At 65.2% G+C, this 17419-nt stretch carries 26 protein-coding genes and 1 pseudogene; 25 read left to right on the top strand and 2 right to left on the bottom strand.

Annotation, left to right across the window (positions count from 1 at the left end; genetic code table 11):
• The 17 genes and pseudogenes from IPG97_15355 to IPG97_15435 form a co-directional block, all read left to right on the top strand.
• Positions 1–712: hypothetical protein (locus IPG97_15355; protein MBK6857873.1), on the top strand; the 712-nt coding region annotated here is incomplete at its 5' end.
• Positions 703–1428, top strand: coding sequence for a hypothetical protein (locus IPG97_15360; protein MBK6857874.1), 726 nt, complete (start codon positions 703–705; stop codon positions 1426–1428). The genes IPG97_15355 and IPG97_15360, both read left to right, overlap by 10 nt.
• 108 nt (positions 1429–1536) lie before the next feature.
• Positions 1537–1968: a hypothetical protein gene (locus IPG97_15365; GenBank protein MBK6857875.1), complete on the top strand. Its 432-nt coding sequence runs from the start codon at positions 1537–1539 to the stop codon at positions 1966–1968.
• Positions 1965–2147, top strand: a complete 183-nt coding sequence (locus IPG97_15370) for a hypothetical protein (protein MBK6857876.1) — start codon at positions 1965–1967, stop codon at positions 2145–2147. Before IPG97_15365 ends, IPG97_15370 begins: the two co-directional genes overlap by 4 nt.
• A gap of 294 nt (positions 2148–2441) precedes the next feature.
• The gene (locus tag IPG97_15375; GenBank protein MBK6857877.1) at positions 2442–2801 is read left to right on the top strand and encodes a hypothetical protein; all 360 of its coding nucleotides are present in this window, start codon (positions 2442–2444) and stop codon (positions 2799–2801) included.
• Positions 2798–3286 carry a phage major capsid protein gene (locus tag IPG97_15380; protein MBK6857878.1) on the top strand — a complete coding sequence of 163 codons (489 nt, stop codon included), beginning with the start codon at positions 2798–2800 and terminating at the stop codon, positions 3284–3286. The genes IPG97_15375 and IPG97_15380 overlap by 4 nt, the downstream gene beginning before the upstream one ends.
• A 64-nt stretch (positions 3287–3350) precedes the next feature.
• Positions 3351–3701 carry a hypothetical protein gene (locus IPG97_15385; GenBank protein ID MBK6857879.1) on the top strand — a complete coding sequence of 117 codons (351 nt, stop codon included), beginning with the start codon at positions 3351–3353 and terminating at the stop codon, positions 3699–3701.
• A 659-nt stretch (positions 3702–4360) separates the two neighbouring features.
• On the top strand, positions 4361–4717 hold the full coding sequence (locus IPG97_15390) for a hypothetical protein (protein ID MBK6857880.1): 357 nt from the start codon (positions 4361–4363) through the stop codon (positions 4715–4717).
• 58 nt (positions 4718–4775) lie between these two features.
• On the top strand, positions 4776–5420 hold the full coding sequence (locus IPG97_15395; protein ID MBK6857881.1) for a hypothetical protein: 645 nt from the start codon (positions 4776–4778) through the stop codon (positions 5418–5420).
• Positions 5421–5433: 13 nt separating this feature from the next.
• Positions 5434–5607, top strand: a complete 174-nt coding sequence (locus IPG97_15400) for a hypothetical protein (GenBank protein MBK6857882.1) — start codon at positions 5434–5436, stop codon at positions 5605–5607.
• A gap of 892 nt (positions 5608–6499) precedes the next feature.
• Positions 6500–7048, top strand: a complete 549-nt coding sequence (locus IPG97_15405; GenBank protein ID MBK6857883.1) for a hypothetical protein — start codon at positions 6500–6502, stop codon at positions 7046–7048.
• A complete protein-coding gene (locus IPG97_15410; GenBank protein MBK6857884.1) occupies positions 7012–7452 on the top strand; it encodes a phage major capsid protein in 441 nt (146 codons plus the stop codon). The genes IPG97_15405 and IPG97_15410 overlap by 37 nt, the downstream gene beginning before the upstream one ends.
• Before the next feature lie 137 nt (positions 7453–7589).
• Positions 7590–7863 (top strand): annotated as a pseudogene (locus tag IPG97_15415) (DNA primase).
• A gap of 168 nt (positions 7864–8031) precedes the next feature.
• Positions 8032–8319, top strand: a complete 288-nt coding sequence (locus IPG97_15420) for a WhiB family transcriptional regulator (protein MBK6857885.1) — start codon at positions 8032–8034, stop codon at positions 8317–8319.
• 298 nt (positions 8320–8617) lie between these two features.
• Positions 8618–8878 (top strand): hypothetical protein, encoded by a 261-nt coding sequence (locus IPG97_15425; protein MBK6857886.1) that lies wholly within the window; start codon positions 8618–8620, stop codon positions 8876–8878.
• 65 nt (positions 8879–8943) lie between these two features.
• Positions 8944–9081 carry a toxin-antitoxin system HicB family antitoxin gene (locus tag IPG97_15430; protein MBK6857887.1) on the top strand — a complete coding sequence of 46 codons (138 nt, stop codon included), beginning with the start codon at positions 8944–8946 and terminating at the stop codon, positions 9079–9081.
• Between the two features lie 5 nt (positions 9082–9086).
• Positions 9087–10256 (top strand): site-specific integrase, encoded by a 1170-nt coding sequence (locus IPG97_15435; protein ID MBK6857888.1) that lies wholly within the window; start codon positions 9087–9089, stop codon positions 10254–10256.
• Between the two features lie 209 nt (positions 10257–10465).
• On the opposite strand, the gene IPG97_15440 is transcribed toward IPG97_15435, so the two are convergent.
• On the bottom strand, positions 10466–11167 hold the full coding sequence (locus IPG97_15440) for a hypothetical protein (protein ID MBK6857889.1): 702 nt from the start codon (positions 11165–11167) through the stop codon (positions 10466–10468).
• A 57-nt stretch (positions 11168–11224) separates the two neighbouring features.
• On the opposite strand from IPG97_15440, the gene IPG97_15445 reads away from it, so the two are divergent.
• The 7 genes from IPG97_15445 (at position 11225) to IPG97_15475 (ending at position 16498) form a co-directional block, all read left to right on the top strand.
• Entirely contained in the window at positions 11225–11548 is a 324-nt protein-coding gene (locus tag IPG97_15445; GenBank protein MBK6857890.1) for a helix-turn-helix domain-containing protein, read from the top strand.
• Positions 11545–11895: a hypothetical protein gene (locus IPG97_15450; GenBank protein ID MBK6857891.1), complete on the top strand. Its 351-nt coding sequence runs from the start codon at positions 11545–11547 to the stop codon at positions 11893–11895. The genes IPG97_15445 and IPG97_15450 overlap by 4 nt, the downstream gene beginning before the upstream one ends.
• Positions 11892–12560, top strand: a complete 669-nt coding sequence (locus IPG97_15455) for a hypothetical protein (GenBank protein ID MBK6857892.1) — start codon at positions 11892–11894, stop codon at positions 12558–12560. The genes IPG97_15450 and IPG97_15455 overlap by 4 nt, the downstream gene beginning before the upstream one ends.
• 69 nt (positions 12561–12629) lie before the next feature.
• Entirely contained in the window at positions 12630–14096 is a 1467-nt protein-coding gene (locus IPG97_15460) for a hypothetical protein (protein ID MBK6857893.1), read from the top strand.
• Between the two features lie 651 nt (positions 14097–14747).
• Positions 14748–14987 (top strand): hypothetical protein, encoded by a 240-nt coding sequence (locus IPG97_15465; GenBank protein MBK6857894.1) that lies wholly within the window; start codon positions 14748–14750, stop codon positions 14985–14987.
• A complete protein-coding gene (locus tag IPG97_15470; protein MBK6857895.1) occupies positions 14923–16053 on the top strand; it encodes a phage major capsid protein in 1131 nt (376 codons plus the stop codon). Before IPG97_15465 ends, IPG97_15470 begins: the two co-directional genes overlap by 65 nt.
• A gap of 178 nt (positions 16054–16231) precedes the next feature.
• Positions 16232–16498, top strand: a complete 267-nt coding sequence (locus IPG97_15475; GenBank protein MBK6857896.1) for a WhiB family transcriptional regulator — start codon at positions 16232–16234, stop codon at positions 16496–16498.
• Between the two features lie 285 nt (positions 16499–16783).
• Here the strand turns inward: IPG97_15475 and IPG97_15480 are convergent, their stop codons facing one another.
• Positions 16784–16951 (bottom strand): hypothetical protein, encoded by a 168-nt coding sequence (locus IPG97_15480; GenBank protein MBK6857897.1) that lies wholly within the window; start codon positions 16949–16951, stop codon positions 16784–16786.
• Positions 16952–17268: 317 nt separating this feature from the next.
• Here IPG97_15480 and IPG97_15485 point away from each other — a divergent pair.
• Positions 17269–17419: hypothetical protein (locus tag IPG97_15485; GenBank protein ID MBK6857898.1), on the top strand; the 151-nt coding region annotated here is incomplete at its 3' end.

Consider the following 17419-nt stretch of genomic DNA (forward strand, 5'->3'; position numbering starts at 1 on the left):
CCTGATCGACCGGGCCGGAAGGATCCCAAGCGACCATCCGCTTCAAGCCCAAATCCCCGGTGATGACCCGTCGGCCCAGTTCTTCGACTCCGATGGGCTGCGAGCCCTGGACGTGGCCGAGCAGGTTCTCAGCCGCCACCATCTCGCCCTCGCCCCCGATGGGTCGATCCGCCAGTACGTCGGAGGGGTCTACGTCGACTCTGAGCCGATGGTGGCGGCCCTGCGTGAACTGCTGGCCAACAGGTACCGGCCGATGCACCGCAAGGCCGTAGAGGAGCTTGTGGTCGATCTGCTGCGGTCCCGTGATCTGGTGCTAGGTGATCTTGCTCACCCCGGTCTCGTGAACGTCGCCAACGGCATGTTGGACCTCGCCACGGGCACCCTTGCGGACCACGACCCGAAGTATCTGTCGACGTGGCAGCTACCGGTGAAGTGGAACCCGAACGCAACCTGTCCGTTCCTCGATGGGTGGCTTGCTGATCGGGTTGGAGACCAGGTCGAGGGGCTGCTCGAGGCCGCCTCGCTGGTGCTGGCACCGTGGATAACCCAGCGCAAGACGCTGTTCTTGTACGGCCCTGAGCGGTCCGGTAAGTCGACGTTCGCCCGTCTGGTGGAACACCTGGTGGGCGAGTTGGCCACCACGTCGGTTTCGTTGCACGCCCTGGCCACCAACCGGTTCGCCGCCGCATCGTCTCTACGGCCGTGCCCCTGAACGTGGCCGGTGACCTGTCCGACCACCACGTCGACGACCTCGCCCTCTACAAGCAGGTAACCGGCGATGACCTGGTGGCGGCCGAGCGAAAGTTCCGTGACGCCTACACGTTCCACAACCGGGCCCTGTTCGTGTTCACCGCCAACCAGCCACCAACCGTTGGTGAAACCTCCGGTGCGTACATGGCCCGCACATGGCCGGTGATGTTCCCCAACTCGGTTACCGGGTCTGAGGACCGCACTATCGAGGACCGCCTCAAGGCCGAGGCCGAAGGGTTCCTGGTGCAGCTAGTCCAGGCGGCTCAAGCGTGGATCGCTCGAGGTGGATACCAGTTGGCGAACCCGTTGGTCGTCGATCACTTCGCCCAGCAATCCGACGTGGCTGCACTGTTCGCCGCCGAGGTGATCGCCGCCGACCCTGGAGGGTTCACGTCTGGCCGTGAAGTGTTCGAGGCCTACTCGGAGTGGGCGGAATCCAACGGCCGAGGAAGGCTCGGACGAAACAGGTTCCTGGCCCGCCTCGACAACACCCTCGGCCCCCGCCAGAGGCCCGTTGGCAGCAACACCGGGCCTACTGGTTGGCGTGACGTTCGCATCCTTTCATCGGAGCAATGGTGCGAGCCCTCGCACGTTCTCGCATCTTTCGCATCTTTTTCCCCTACTTCGCCTCATGAGAAAACCCAGAAGAAGAGGTGGGAAAGACCCAATCCCTCATGAAGCAAAGAAGGGGTCAAATCGTGCGAATCGTGCGAGGCCCGAAACCGGCGTCGATGACCTGTTCGGGCCACCACTGGATCCTGACGAGCAGATCGAGGTGGAGTTCTGATGCGCCTCCTCGACCTGCTCGACCGCCTCGACGAAACCGGCGTGACCCTCACCATGCACCGTGGCCAGATCCGGGCAGCGGGCACTAGGGGATCAATCGCCATCGTCGGCCCGGCAATCACCGAACACCGTGACCTGCTCGCCGCCCACCTGGCAGGGATACACACCGGCCACCTGCTGGCGTTCTGTGAAGGATGCGGCGCACCGACCATGACCGCCGCCAAGACCCCGGCTGGCAAGCATCGGGACAACTGGCCGAGGTGCAGAGACACCCCGGCGTGTGGCGGCCGAACCCAGCACGGCGCATCGGTCAACCGTCACACGCCCAGGCCCGTCGACCTCGAGCGGTGGGCCAACTGCCCACCACCACCACCACAACCCAGGCCACCCGCCAAGGCCACCACCAACCGCTACACGGGAGCACCCGCATGACCCTCCATCACGACCCCGAAACGCTGCGGCAAGCCGCCGTCACAAGCGCCCGGCTGGGTGGCTGCAACTGCGCACCGGACGTGGATATAACCGAGGGCTTCGAAGGCGTGTACCACGCCACGATCGCCCACGACCACGACTGTCGGCTCCTGCTGCGCCGGGTGGCCCGGTGGAACTGAAAGTTTCTGATGGGCGGATCCGCCCACACAGCCCGGAGTCAGGAAAACTCTCTCCCCGGAGGTCGTGGCACGTAACTCATCTGTCACAGCGATGGTGTATTGTGTCCTCGAAAGCCACCACGCCGGACCCCACGCCGACCTGCACGCCGCCTACCCACGCCGGACCCCACGCTTAGGGCACCACCTGGAGGGCACCTGCAAGGCCACCTGAGGACCACCTGGTGTGTCGGGTCACCCGTGCATGTCTGCCGGGTCTGACCTTGCCCTGTTGGCTATTCCTGAAAAGGACTCCTGATGAGGCTGCTTGAGCAAATCCGTCGCAACATCCGCCCCGCCCTAGATGAACGTACCGCTGCCCTGGCCGAGATGGACGAGGTGCTCGCCGCCGCCGAAGCTCGTGGTGACCGCACCCTCTCCAAGGCCGAGGAGCTGCGCTTCGATCGGGTTCGCGAAGAGGTTCGTGCCGCTGACGCCGACCTCGTCCAGCTTCGAGAGCGTGAGGCTGGGCTTGTCGCCCGAGAAGAGGCCCGTGCCGCCGCTGATGCCATCGACCGCCGTTTCCCCGCTCCCAACTCTGGCGACATCCGTGTCGGAGGGTCCGGTGAGTACCGCTCGGTGGGCGGTCGTTCTTCGCTGATGCGTTCGCTTCGATGATCGTTGGAGATCCGCCGCTGCGTCTCGGCTCTCCCGACCAGGAGGCCCGTGCCGCCATCGGCACGTCTGCGATGGTCGGTCTCGTGCCTCCGCAGTACCTCGGCGATCTGTACGTGGAGGTGGCCCGTGCTGGTCGGCCGTTCGCCAACTTGTGCAGCGCCCTTCCGCTGCCTGAGCACGGCATGACCGTCAACTTGTCTCGGATCACTACCGGCTCGTCTGTGGCCGCTCAGGACGGCGAGAACACCGCTGTCTCTGAGACCGAGATGGACGACACGTTGCTGACGATCGACGTTCGTACGATCGCTGGTCAGCAGAACATCTCCCGCCAATTGTTCGAGCGGTCCCAGCCCGACATTGACATGGTGATCTTCCGTGACCTCGCCGCCGCCTATGCCGCTGAACTGAACCGTCAGTGCATCACCCGGCACCGGTATCAACGGCGAGCTTCGAGGTGCTCAACACGTCCGGCATTGAGTCCGTGACCTACACCGACGCCTCCCCGACCGTGGGGAGCTGTACCCGAAGCTGGCTGATGCTGTGCAGCGTGTGCAGTCCAACGTCTACCGGGGTCCTTCCCACATCGTGATGCATCCCCGCCGTTGGGGCTGGTTCCAAGCGGCCCTGGACTCATCGAGTCGACCGCTGGTCACCCAGACCGCTGCTGGCCCGTCCAACGCCACCGGGCCCGGCATCTCCCAGGGTTACGGCGGGACCGCCGGGTACCTGCTCGGCCTGCCCGTCGTCACCGACGCCTCGATCCCCACCAACCTCGGGGCTGGCACCAACGAGGACACGATCCTCGTCGTGGCTGCTTCGGAGCTGTTCTTGTGGGAGCAGGCCGGGGCTCACCGTTCACGCTGCGCTTCGAGGATGGCGGATCAGGCACCCTCACTGTAGCTCGTCGCCTACGGCTACTCAGCGTTCACCGCTGGCCGCTACCCGAGGCAAGTGTTGCCATCGGCGGTACTGGTCTGGTGGCACCGACCTGGTGATCGGGTTGTGAGGTTGTCGTTGTCGTGCGACAACCTCACATTGCCCGCTCACCAAGAGCCCCGGCCCTGGGATTGGACCTCCCAACAGGGCCGGGGCTCATCCTCTCCAACATCCACCAGGAGATCGTCTGTGAGCGCCCGTGAGAAGTTCGCCGCCTGCTGGCCACTCGCCCCGGTGGTGGTCGGACCCGTTAGAAAGCCTTCTGGCCCGTCCCGGTGGCACCAGCGCTGCCTGCCGTGGAGCAGGTACCGATGCGTTCTACCTGGCGTTGCCCGACTGCGATTCTGGTGGAACCGCCGTCGACATGTTGGCCCCTGAGGCCCTTGTCGACTTCTGCCCGAAGTGTCAGACGACGCTACAGATGCGCAGTCTTCACGGTCCCGCTGCTGGCCCGATCGATGGCGGCTGGCTGTGTGGACGTTGTGGGTTGCAGGCCGTTGACCTCGCCGATGCCCGTTCGTATTGCTGCGGCTACAGGCCGAGCGCCGGGTTGCAATGGGAGCTGATGGGGATCGACTACGCCCACGGCCGACCCGTCGACTCGGCTGGCCTATGCCGCTGCGATGGGCCGGTATCTGCTCGCCGAGGAGCGTTCGCCCTACAGCCACAACACCGAGCACCCGATTGTCGACCTGCTCTGTGAGGTGTCGTTCGGGATCGCTGGCGGCTACGGCCCGAGCCCTTGGACCGACGGCAACGACTGGGAGGTGGCCGAGATGGTCCTCGCTGCGCTCAACGCTGGTGGCTGCGCCGTCATCGACAAACATCCCGAGCGTCGACGCCTCCGACCAGGTGCCCTCGGGGTGCTGGTGGGAGTGATCGGCGAGCTTCCCGCTCAAAGGTCTGACATCGATGGTGCCCGCAGGATCCTGGTGGCGTTGACCGAAGCCGGTTTCGAGCTGGTGGAGGTTCGGCCGTGAATCACGATCTACGAGCAGAGAAGGCCCGTCGAGTCACCGAGGAAGGCCCGGCGAGTGGATGCACGACGAGCCCGCAGGCGGTCGAGTGATCCCAGCGTCATGGACTGATGCCCATGTCGCTGAGGTGCTCGCCGACCATCTGCAAGGCCGCTGGCTGTATGTCGCCGCCTGGGGTCGGTGGCTGCGATGGGGACGGCACCGCCGGGCACACGACGATACCGAGGCCGTGCATGAGGAAGCACGGTCATGGGTGATCGAGTTGGTGGCCACCGTCGCCGCCATCGGAGCGTCTGCCGATGACGTGAAGCGTGCAGCGACCTACCGCAACCGTTCCAAGTTGGAATCGGCGATGACGATGGCACGACGGGTGCAAGGCATCGCGGCAAGCCCCAGCGAGTTCGATCTCGACCCTGACCTTCTGAACGTCGCCAACGGAGTGCTCGACCTCCGCACCGGCAACCTGTTGGAGCATCGACCCGGCACGGCGGATAACCAAGTTGGCCCCGTCGAGTACGACATCGACGCCCAGCACCGTGACGTTGACGAGCTGCTCGAGGTGGTCGATGCCGACGTTCGTCCGTGGCTGCAACGTCTTCGGATACGCGGCCACCGGCCACATCCGAAGACCTCGCCCTGGTGCTCGACGGCACCGGAGCGAACGGCGTGCCACGCTCCTCGAAGCGGTCGGGCCGGTGCTGGGTGACTAGCGCGGGCGGTTGGCGCCGCAACTGGTGATGAAGACCAGCCACGACCAGCACCCGACGGTCAAGGCCGACCTCCGAGGGAAACGGCTCGTGTGGATCTCCGAAACCGAGGAAGGTGGTGCGCTGCGTGTGGAGCAGGTCAAGGCGTTGACCGGAGGTGACCAGATCTCTGCCCGGTTCATGTAACGGCGACTTGTTCACGTTCGCTGTCTCACCTGTTGGTGATCGCCACGAACCACCGGCCATCGGTCAACACGACTGAGCACGCCGCATGGCGACGGCTTCGACTGGTGCCGTTCCCAACACCTACAAGCCCGAGCACGAAGCGGGCCCCGGTGATCGGGTACAAGACCGAGGGCTACGTCATCGTCTGAGCGACAGGCAGAGCCCAGCGTGAAGCGTTGCTCGCCTGGATCGTCCGAGGAGCTTTGACTGGAACCAGAGCGGTCTAGGTGCATGTGGCACCGTCGACGCCGCTACGGCGCGGGATGCGGAGGACGTGCTCGGCCGGTTCATCGCCGAGGTGATCGAGTTCGATCCGCACTCCGAGGTCAAAGGCAAGGAGCTGTATCTCGCCTACAAGGACTGGTGTACTCCAGGATGACCTGCACGTTTCGAGATCGTCGGGGCTCCCGGTATGGGCTGTGGAATGCGGCCCAGGTGCGTCATTTGCTGCTGTAGCCCCGGCTCAACCGGCTGCTGATCCAACTGGCGCACCGTCGCCCCGGTGGAGACCGAAAAGTTCTGATGGCCACCTCGGCTCACACAGCCCCGGAGTCAGGAAAACTCTCTCCCCGGAGGTCGTGGTGAGCGCGTCGAATCAACAAATCTCTCTCCCCGAAAGATCGGGGCACGTAACTCATCTGTCACAGCGATGGTGTATTGTGTCCTCGAAAGCCACCACGCCGGACCCCACGCCGACCTGCACGCCGCCTACCCACGCCGGACCCCACGCTTAGGGGCACCACCTGGAGGGCACCTGCAAGGCCACCTGAGGACCACCTGGTGTATCGGGTCACCCGTGCATGTCTGCCGGGTCTGACCTTGCCCTGTTGGCTATTCCCTGAAAGGACTCCTGATGAGTCTGCTTGAGCAAATCCGGCGCAACATCCGCGCCGCCCTAGATGAACGTACCGCTGCCCTGGCCGAGATGGACGAGGTGCTCGCCGCCGCCGAAGCTCGTGGTGACCGCACCCTCTCCAAGGCCGAGGAGCTGCGCTTCGATCGGGTTCGCGAAGAGGTTCGTGCCGCTGACGCCGACCTCGTCCAGCTTCGAGAGCGTGAGGCTGAGCTTGTCGCCCGAGAAGAGGCCCGTGCCGCCGCTGATGCCATCGACCGCCGTTTCCCCGCTCCCAACTCTGGCGACATCCGTGTCGGAGGGTCCGGTGAGTACCGCTCCGGTGGGCGGTCGTTCTTCGCTGATGCGTTCGCTTCGATGATCGTTGGAGATCCTGCCGCTACGTCTCGGCTCTCCCACGACCAGGAGGCCCGTGCCGCCATCGGCACGTCTGCGATGGTCGGTCTCGTGCCTCCGCAGTACCTCGGCGATCTGTACGTGGAGGTGGCCCGTGCTGGTCGGCCGTTCGCCAACTGTGCAGCGCCCTTCCGCTGCCTGAGCACGGCATGACCGTCAACTTGTCTCGGATCACTACCGGCTCGTCTGTGGCCGCTCAGAACGGCGAGAACACCGCTGTCTCTGAGACCGAGATGGACGACACGTTGCTGACGATCGACGTTCGTACGATCGCTGGTCAGCAGAACATCTCCCGCCAATTGTTCGAGCGGTCCCAGCCCGACATTGACATGGTGATCTTCCGTGACCTCGCCGCCGCCTATGCCGCTGAACTGAACCGTCAGTGCATCACCGGCACCGGTATCAACGGCGAGCTTCGAGGGGTGCTCAACACGTCCGGCATTGAGTCCGTGACCTACACCGACGCCTCCCCGACCGTTGGGAGCTGTACCCGAAGCTGGCTGATGCTGTGCAGCGTGTGCAGTCCAACGTCTACCGGGGTCCTTCCCACATCGTGATGCATCCCCGCCGTTGGGGCTGGTTCCAAGCGGCCCTGGACTCATCGAGTCGACCGCTGGTCACCCCGACCGCTGCTGGCCCGTCCAACGCCACCGGGCTCGGCATCTCCCAGGGTTACGGCGAGACCGCCGGGTACCTGCTCGGTCTGCCCGTCGTCACCGACGCCTCGATCCCCACCAACCTCGGGGCTGGCACCAACGAGGACACGATCCTCGTCGTGGCTGCTTCGGAGCTGTTCTTGTGGGAGCAGGCCGGGGGCTCACCGTTCACGCTGCGCTTCGAGGATGGCGGATCAGGCACCCTCACTGTGAAGCTCGTCGCCTACGGCTACTCAGCGTTCACCGCTGGCCGCCACCCTGAAGGCAAGTGTTGCCATCGGCGGTACTGGTCTGGTGGCACCGACCTGGTGATCGGGTTGTGAGGTTGTCGTTGTCACGTGCGACAACCCTCACAATTCCGCCCGCTCACCAAGAGCCCCCGGCCCTGGGATTGGACCTCCCAACAGGGCCGGGGCTCATCCCTCTCCAACATCCACCAGGAGATCGTCTGTGAGCGCCCGTGAGAAGTTCTACGCCGCCCTGCTGGCCACTCGCCCCGGTGAGTGGTCGGACCCGTTAGAAGGCCTTCTGGCCCGTCCCGAGTGGCACCAGCGCGCTGCCTGCCGTGGAGCAGGTACCGACGCCTTCTACCCGAGCCGTGGTCAACGACCAGGACCAGCCCGAGAACTGTGCGCCCGGTGCCCTGTCATCGAGGACTGCGCCGAGGCCGGGCGAGCCGAGGAGTACGGGATATGGGGCGGATTGAGTGAACGAGCCCGCCGAGCAATCCGCCCGCCCCGCACCGCAACGGCCCGCACCTCGAGCTAAACCCTCCTCGAGCACGACACTGGGCCGTGGTGGCTTTCGTGGCCGTGGCGAGTGGCCCCGAGCGCGAAGAAGGGCCGGCCCCAGGTCGCCCCAGAACCGGCCCCAATCGTCCAGAGGCTAGAAGCCGAGCTCGAGCTTGACAGCCCGGAACCGACGGCAACGGTCTAGGTGGTGCTGGGCCTCGCCCAAAGAACACGTCGAGCGACCACACGAACCGGGCCACCGCCACCGGATCCTCGAAGTTGTGTTGCGCCACGAGCCGCTCGAGCTGGTAGGTCAACAACTCAGGCCGTGGAGTGTGGTCGCGGTCGACCTGCCGCAACATCTCCCCCTCGTGGTGACGCCGCTCGGCAAACCCGAGCTCCTGGAGCGCCCAGCACCAGTCACCCGAGTTGAGCACCTCGATGAAGGCGTTGTGCACCTCGATGTGGTCGACCTCGAGGAAGTGCATTCGGTCCAGAAACTCGCACCTGCCTCCGCAACCGCCGAGCGGCTCGAGGATCTCGATCGGGCTAACCGTGGGTTCAGTGGTGGCCATCGTTGCTCCCTGCATAAGTGAACTAAGCGCGCTAAGCTATATCAGGAAAGCCAGTCACCGACAAGAGGAGACCTACCGTGTCCGACATGGCCCGCATTCACTACGAGATCCCCGACGACCTCCACCGGCGAGCGAAGGCCGCTGCCGCGCTCAAAGGCCAGACCCTCCGTGAGTTCGTGACCGACGCGCTCCGCGCCGCCGTCGCCCATGCCGACGAGGACTGACCGCTATGGCCAGCATCGTCAAGCGTGAAGGCCCCCGTGGTGTCAGCTACCTGGTCCGGTACCGGCTCGACTCAGGGGAACAGCGATCCAAGGCGTTCCGCACCAAGAAGGAGGCCGAGGCCTTCGCCTCGATCACCGAGGCCGACAAGGTGCGCGGCGAACTGATCGACCCGAGATCCGGCAAGGTCACCTTCGCTGACTGGTGGGCCGAGTGGTGGCCAACGACGGTCAACCTCCGGGCCTCCACGCGGGCCCGTGACGAGTCCTACGCCCGAAACCACCTGCTCCCCCATTTCGGCCCCGTCGCCCTGTCTGACATCGACCACATGGCCGTGAAGAGATGGGTGGCGGACCTCTCCGCGTCTGGTCTCGCGCCGGCCACCGTCGTCAAGGCCGCTCAGATCTTCGGCAAGACGATCGGTGCCGCGGTGGATGCTGGGCGGATCCGCACCGACCCGACCGCACGGGTGGAGCTCCCCAAGGTCGAACGCGAGGAAATGCGTTTCCTCACCCCCGACGAGGTGGCCACCCTGGTCGACTCGATGGCACCTCAGCACCGCGCCCTGGTGCTGGTCGGCGCGTACTGCGGTCTCCGCATCGGTGAGCTGGCTGGGCTCAAACGTGACCGGGTGGACCTGTTGCGCCGCCGCCTCGAGGTGGCCGAGATCGCGACGGAGGTTCGCGGTCACATCGTCATCGGCCCACCCAAGACCCGAGCTGGTCGCCGCTCGGTTCCGATCCCTCGTTTCGTCGCCGACGCCCTGGCCGAGCACCTGGCCGTCACCTCCGGCGACATCGTGTTTCCGAGCCCTGACGGCGGGTACCTGCGGTCGAACAACTTTCGTCGCCGCTATTGGCATCCAGCGGTCACCGCAGCGGGTCTCGATGGGCTCACGCCTCACGCCCTGCGCCATACCGCCGTGGCCTTCTGGATCGACGCCGAGGCCTCACCTAAGGAGATCGCCGCTCGGGCTGGTCACGCGTCCGTGGTGACCGTTCTGGATCGCTATGGCCATCGCCTGCCTGGCACCGAGGACAAGGTGACCGACGCGCTCGATGCGATGGGACGTGGCGCATCTGCGGCACCTGCCGGAAACGTCCGTGCACTAGTTGTGCACCAGAACGATTCCGAGGCCGGAAACGACGAAGGCCAGGCCGAGGAAAATGCCCTCTGACCTGGCCTTTCTGTGGTGGGCGCAGAGGGACTCGAACCCCCGACATCTGCCTTGTAAGGGCGATTAGGCCGAATTTGGGCGAACGCCCACGAACAGAAACAGCAGGTCAGAGCACCTATCGGTACACCGGCGAACACCCCCGAATCGCTGCGTCTGTGCACTAGTTGTGCACTAGAGCCGCGGCCGGGTCTTGGGCTGGCCCGTGACACCTACCAACGAGTGACCGGGTTGCCTCGGGCTGAGCGCTCCATCAACCCGAGATCAACGGAGCGCCGCACCCATCGGTCAACCGTCGTCTTAGGCAAGCTGTTCGCCGCCGCCATCGTTGCGTTCGGGGCGATGCCCGCCGCCTTTAGCGCCTGGTAGGTCTGGGCCACCTGCTCGTAGAACTCGATCGGGTAGCGGGTACCTGTGGGCACCTCCAACACTCCCGACGGCGGGTCTGTTGTCGGCCGGATAGGCGAGTGCTCAGGCCATGGTGCCTGGTCGACCTCGCTGTCGTCGTACTGCGCCTCGATCATTTGAGCGAGCCAATGCGTAGGCAACGAACGGCCCCGAGCCTTGTCCGCTGCCGATCCGTACACCGCCCCCATCGCCGCTGCCGCACGAGCAAGGTCCGGGCCAGGCACGTTGAGCCTCGATCGAACGTTGGCTCGTAGCTCCGGGTGGCTGTTGACGAGCTGGACCAGGCGACCCCACGAGACAGCCCTTCGGTCAGACGAGCGGATAGGCCCGCCATCACTGAGCCTGAGGTACTGCTCGGTCATCTCAAGCTTCGACCCGAACTCACCGAGTCGCAGGTAGGCGAACAGGCCACCGGAGAACTCCGCTCTGACCCAACCGCCGTTACCGACGCTCAGCCCGAGAAACTCCCTCGGACCAGGGTCTATTTGCTGTGGTTCTAGACGCATACCCGGATCGTAACGGACTCTGCCGGTACCAACCACCAACCAACGGAGGTAACCGCAGTGTCCGCACTACTCCTGTCGATTCCATCCGCCGCCGACCGCCTCGGCATCGGGCGCACAACGCTCTACAAGCTGGCCAACGATGGCGTCGTTCCAACGGTGCAGGTTGGGTCACGCCGCCTGATCCGAGACGCCGACCTAGTGGCCTACGCCGAGAGCTTGCCCGTTAGCAGACCCCAGGACGCCGCATTCAGAGACAGCGACCTAGTGGCCTACGCCGAGAGCTTGCCCGCTAGCAGACCCCAGGACGCCGCATTCAGAGACAGCGACCTAGTGGCCTACGCCGAGAGCTTGCCCGCTAGCAGACCCCAGGACGCCGCATGACGCGGCACGACCCCGCCGAAGCGGGGCCGACCGGGAGCGTGGGGACGCAGACAGAGCATACCCCTGGTGGGTATCAGGCGTCACCCGTTCGGGGCTCCTACGTGCATCTGGGGCCAGACCTCGAAGCGGTCGCCGCTGAGCTCGTCGAGCGGCTCGGAGATCGGGTCTCGTACCGGCTGGCTGACGCGGTGATCACGGCGGCTGACTCGATCCAGCAGAAGCGCCGTGTCGACCCTGAGCAGGTTCGCCGCAACCGGGAGCACGTCCAAGCGATTCAGGCAGAGCTACGGGACCGGAGCCGAAACGCTCCTCCGCCACCGTGGCCGAGTGTGGAGGTGGTCCGATGACCGCCCTTCACGGCGACGAGCTGCTCGGCCTGGTCGACCTCGCGTCGGTGATCGAGTCGACCGGTGACGTGTGCGACGTGTGGTCGTTGCCCGACTGCGATTCTGGTGGAACCGCCGTCGACATGTTGGCCCCTGAGGCCCTTGTCGACTTCTGCCCGAAGTGTCAGACGACGCTACAGATGCGCAGTCTTCACGGTCCCGCTGCTGGCCCGATCGATGGCGGCTGGCTGTGTGGACGTTGTGGGTTGCAGGCCGTTGACCTCGCCGATGCCCGTTCGTATTGCTGCGGCTACAGGCCGAGCGCCGGGTTGCAATGGGAGCTGATGGGGATCGACTACGCCCACGGCCGACCCGTCGACCGGCTGGCCTATGCCGCTGCGATGGGCCGGTATCTGCTCGCCGAGGAGCGTTCGCCCTACAGCCACAACACCGAGCACCCGATTGTCGACCTGCTCTGTGAGGTGTCGTTCGGGATCGCTGGCGGCTACGGCCCGAGCCCCCTGGACCGACGGCAACGACTGGGAGGTGGCCGAGATGGTCCTCGCTGCGCTCAACGCTGGTGGCTGCGCCGTCATCGACAAACATCCCGAGCGTCGACGCCTCCGACCAGGTGCCCTCGGGGTGCTGGTGGGAGTGATCGGCGAGCTTCCCGCTCAAAGGTCTGACATCGATGGTGCCCGCAGGATCCTGGTGGCGTTGACCGAAGCCGGTTTCGAGCTGGTGGAGGTTCGGCCGTGAATCACGATCTACGAGCAGAGAAGGCCCGTCGAGTCACCGAGGAAGGCCCCGGCGAGTGGATGCACGACGAGCCCGCAGGCGGTCGAGTGATCCCAGCGTCATGGACTGATGCCCATGTCGCTGAGGTGCTCGCCGACCATCTGCAAGGCCGCTGGCTGTATGTCGCTGCCTGGGGTCGGTGGCTGCGATGGGACGGCACCCGCTGGGCACACGACGACACCGAGGCCGTGCATGAGGAAGCACGGTCATGGGTGATCGAGTTGGTGGCCACCGTCGCCGCCATCGGAGCGTCTGCCGATGACGTGAAGCGTGCAGCGACCTACCGCAACCGTTCCAAGTTGGAATCGGCGATGACGATGGCACGACGGGTGCAAGGCATCGCGGCAAGCCCCAGCGAGTTCGATCTCGACCCTGACCTTCTGAACGTCGCCAACGGAGTGCTCGACCTCCGCACCGGCAACCTGTTGGAGCACGACCCGGCACGGCGGATAACCAAGCTGGCCCCCGTCGAGTACGACATCGACGCCCAGCACCGTGACGTTGACGAGCTGCTCGAGGTGGTCGATGCCGACGTTCGTCCGTGGCTGCAACGCGTCTTCGGATACGCGGCCACCGGCCACACATCCGAAGACCTCGCCCTGGTGCTCGACGGCACCGGAGCGAACGGTAAGACCACGCTCCTCGAAGCGGTCGGGTCGGTGCTGGGTGACTACGCCGGGGCGGTTGCGCCGCAACTGGTGATGAAGACCAGCCACGACCAGCACCCGACGGTCAAGGCCGACCTCCGAGGGAAACGGCTCGTGTGGATCTCCGAAACCGAGGAAGGTGGTGCGCTGCGTGTGGAGCAGGTCAAGGCGTTGACCGGAGGTGACCAGATCTCTGCCCGGTTCATGTACGGCGACTTGTTCACGTTCGCGCCGTCTCACCTGTTGGTGATCGCCACGAACCACCGGCCATCGGTCAACACGACTGAGCACGCCGCATGGCGACGGCTTCGACTGGTGCCGTTCCCGCACACCTACAAGCCCGAGCACGAAGCGGGCCCCGGTGATCGGGTACAAGACCGAGGGCTACGTCATCGTCTAGCGACAGGCAGAGCCCAGCGTGAAGCGTTGCTCGCCTGGATCGTCCGAGGAGCTTTCGACTGGAACCAGAGCGGTCTAGGTGCATGTGGCACCGTCGACGCCGCTACGGCCGCGTGGAAGCTGCGTGAGGACGTGCTCGGCCGGTTCATCGCCGAGGTGATCGAGTTCGATCCGCACTCCGAGGTCAAAGGCAAGGAGCTGTATCTCGCCTACAAGGACTGGTGTACTCAGGAGGGTCGACCGGCTAAGTCGAACAAGAACTTCGCCGCTGACTTCACCGAGCACCAGGTCGTCATCGGGGCCGGGATCGAGAAGGTGACCCGTCACCAGGTGGCCCACTACCGAGGTCTCAAGGTGCGTTTCGATGCCGCCTTTTGACCTTGAGGGGAGGTCAGGGGAGGTCACCTCCCAAAGTTCCTACACGAAGGGATTCATAGGAAAGTTTCGGAGGTGCCCTCCCCTCACCTCCCCTCGATGCCCTGACCTGCACGTTTCGAGATCGTCGGGGCTCCCGGTATGGGCTGTGGAATGCGGCCCAGGTGCGTCATTTGCTGCTGTAGCCCCGGCTCAACCGGCTGCTGATCCAACTGGCGCACCGTCGCCCCGGTGGAGACCGAAAAGTTCTGATGGCCACCTCGGCTCACACAGCCCGGAGTCAGGAAAACTCTCTCCCCGGAGGTCGTGGTGAGCGCGTCGAATCAACAAATCTCTCTCCCCGAAAGATCGGGGCACGTAACTCATCTGTCACAGCGATGGTGTATTGTGTCCTCGAAAGCCACCACGCCGGACCCCACGCCGACCTGCACGCCGCCTACCCACGCCGGACCCCACGCTTCTAGGGGCACCACCTGGAGGGCACCTGCAAGGCCACCTGAGGACCACCTGGTGTATCGGGTCACCCGTGCATGTCTGCCGGGTCTGACCTTGCCCTGTTGGCTATTCCCTGAAAGGACTCCTGATGAGTCTGCTTGAGCAAATCCGGCGCAACATCCCGCCGCCCCAGATGAACGTACCCGCTGCCTGGCCGAGATGGACGAGGTGCTCGCCGCCGCCGAAGCTCGTGGTGACCGCACCCTCTCCAAGGCCGAGGAGCTGCGCTTCGATCGGGTTCGCGAAGAGGTTCGTGCCGCTGACGCCGACCTCGTCCAGCTTCGAGAGCGTGAGGCTGAGCTTGTCGCCCGAGAAGAGGCCCGTGCCGCCGCTGATGCCATCGACCGCCGTTTCCCCCGCTCCCAACTCTGGCGACATCCGTGTCGGAGGGTCCGGTGAGTACCGCTCCGGTGGGCGGTCGTTCTTCGCTGATGCGTTCGCTTCGATGATCGTTGGAGATCCTGCCGCTACGTCTCGGCTCTCCCACGACCAGGAGGCCCGTGCCGCCATCGGCACGTCTGCGATGGTCGGTCTCGTGCCTCCGCAGTACCTCGGCGATCTGTACGTGGAGGTGGCCCGTGCTGGTCGGCCGTTCGCCAACTTGTGCAGCGCCCTTCCGCTGCCTGAGCACGGCATGACCGTCAACTTGTCTCGGATCACTACCGGCTCGTCTGTGGCCGCTCAGAACGGCGAGAACACCGCTGTCTCTGAGACCGAGATGGACGACACGTTGCTGACGATCGACGTTCGTACGATCGCTGGTCAGCAGAACATCTCCCGCCAATTGTTCGAGCGGTCCCAGCCCGACATTGACATGGTGATCTTCCGTGACCTCGCCGCCGCCTATGCCGCTGAACTGAACCGTCAGTGCATCACCGGCACCGGTATCAACGGCGAGCTTCGAGGGGTGCTCAACACGTCCGGCATTGAGTCCGTGACCTACACCGACGCCTCCCCGACCGTTGGGGAGCTGTACCCGAAGCTGGCTGATGCTGTGCAGCGTGTGCAGTCCAACGTCTACCGAGGCCCTTCCCACATCGTGATGCATCCCCGCCGTTGGGGCTGGTTCCAAGCGGCCCTGGACTCATCGAGTCGACCGCTGGTCACCCCGACCGCTGCTGGCCCGTCCAACGCCACCGGGCTCGGCATCTCCCAGGGTTACGGCGAGACCGCCGGGTACCTGCTCGGTCTGCCCGTCGTCACCGACGCCTCGATCCCCACCAACCTCGGGGCTGGCACCAACGAGGACACGATCCTCGTCGTGGCTGCTTCCGGAGCTGTTCTTGTGGGAGCAGGCCGGGGGCTCACCGTTCACGCTGCGCTTCGAGGATGGCGGATCAGGCACCCTCACTGTGAAGCTCGTCGCCTACGGCTACTCAGCGTTCACCGCTGGCCGCTACCCGAAGGCAAGTGTTGCCATCGGCGGTACTGGTCTGGTGGCACCGACCTGGTGATCGGGTTGTGAGGTTGTCGTTGTCACGTGCGACAACCTCACAATTCCGCCCGCTCACCAAGAGCCCCGGCCCTGGGATTGGACCTCCCAACAGGGCCGGGGCTCATCCCTCTCCAACATCCACCAGGAGATCGTCTGTGAGCGCCCGTGAGAAGTTCTACGCCGCCCTGCTGGCCACTCGCCCCGGTGAGTGGTCGGACCCGTTAGAAGGCCTTCTGGCCCGTCCCGGGAGTGGCACCAGCGCGCCGCCTGCCGTGGAGCAGGTACCGACGCCTTCTACCCGAGCCGTGGTCAACGACCAGGACCAGCCCGAGAACTGTGCGCCCGGTGCCCTGTCATCGAGGACTGCGCCGAGGCCGGGCGAGCCGAGGAGTACGGGATATGGGGCGGATTGAGTGAACGAGCCCGCCGAGCAATCCGCCCGCCCCGCACCGCAACGGCCCGCACCTCGAGCTAAACCCTCCTCGAGCACGACACTGGGCCGTGGTGGCTTTTCGTGGCCGTGGCGAGTGGCCCCGAGCGCGAAGAAGGGCCGGCCCCAGGTCGCCCCAGAACCGGCCCCAATCGTCCAGAGGCTAGAAGCCGAGCTCGAGCTTGACAGCCCGGAACCGACGGCAACGGTCTAGGTGGTGCTGGGCCTCGCCCAAAGAACACGTCGAGCGACCACACGAACCGGGCCACCGCCACCGGATCCTCGAAGTTGTGTTGCGCCACGAGCCGCTCGAGCTGGTAGGTCAACAACTCAGGCCGTGGAGTGTGGTCGCGGTCGACCTGCCGCAACATCTCCCCCTCGTGGTGACGCCGCTCGGCAAAACCCGAGCTCCTGGAGCGCCCAGCACCAGTCACCCGAGTTGAGCACCTCGATGAAGGCGTTGTGCACCTCGATGTGGTCGACCTCGAGGAAGTGCATTCGGTCCAGAAACTCGCACCTGCCTCCGCAACCGCCGAGCGGCTCGAGGATCTCGATCGGCCAACCGTGGGTTCAGTGGTGACCATCGTTGCTCCCTGCATAAGTGAACTAAGCGCGCTAAGCTATATCAGGAAAGCCAGTCACCGACAAGAGGAGACCTACCGTGTCCGACATGGCCCGCATTCACTACGAGATCCCCGACGACCTCCACCGGCGAGCGAAGGCCGCTGCCGTTTCTCCAAAGGCCAGACCCTCCGTGAGTTCGTGACCGACGCGCTCCGCGCCGCCGTCGCCCATGCCGACGAGGACTGACCGCTATGGCCAGCATCGTCAAGCGTGAAGGCCCCCGTGGTGTCAGCTACCTGGTCCGGTACCGGCTCGACTCAGGGGAACAGCGATCCAAGGCGTTCCCGCACGCACCGAAGGAGGCCGAGGCCTTCGCCTCGATCACCGGAGGCCGACAAGGTG

Source organism: Microthrixaceae bacterium (genome assembly GCA_016702505.1).
In the GTDB taxonomy this organism is placed as follows: domain Bacteria; phylum Actinomycetota; class Acidimicrobiia; order Acidimicrobiales; family Iamiaceae; genus Aquihabitans.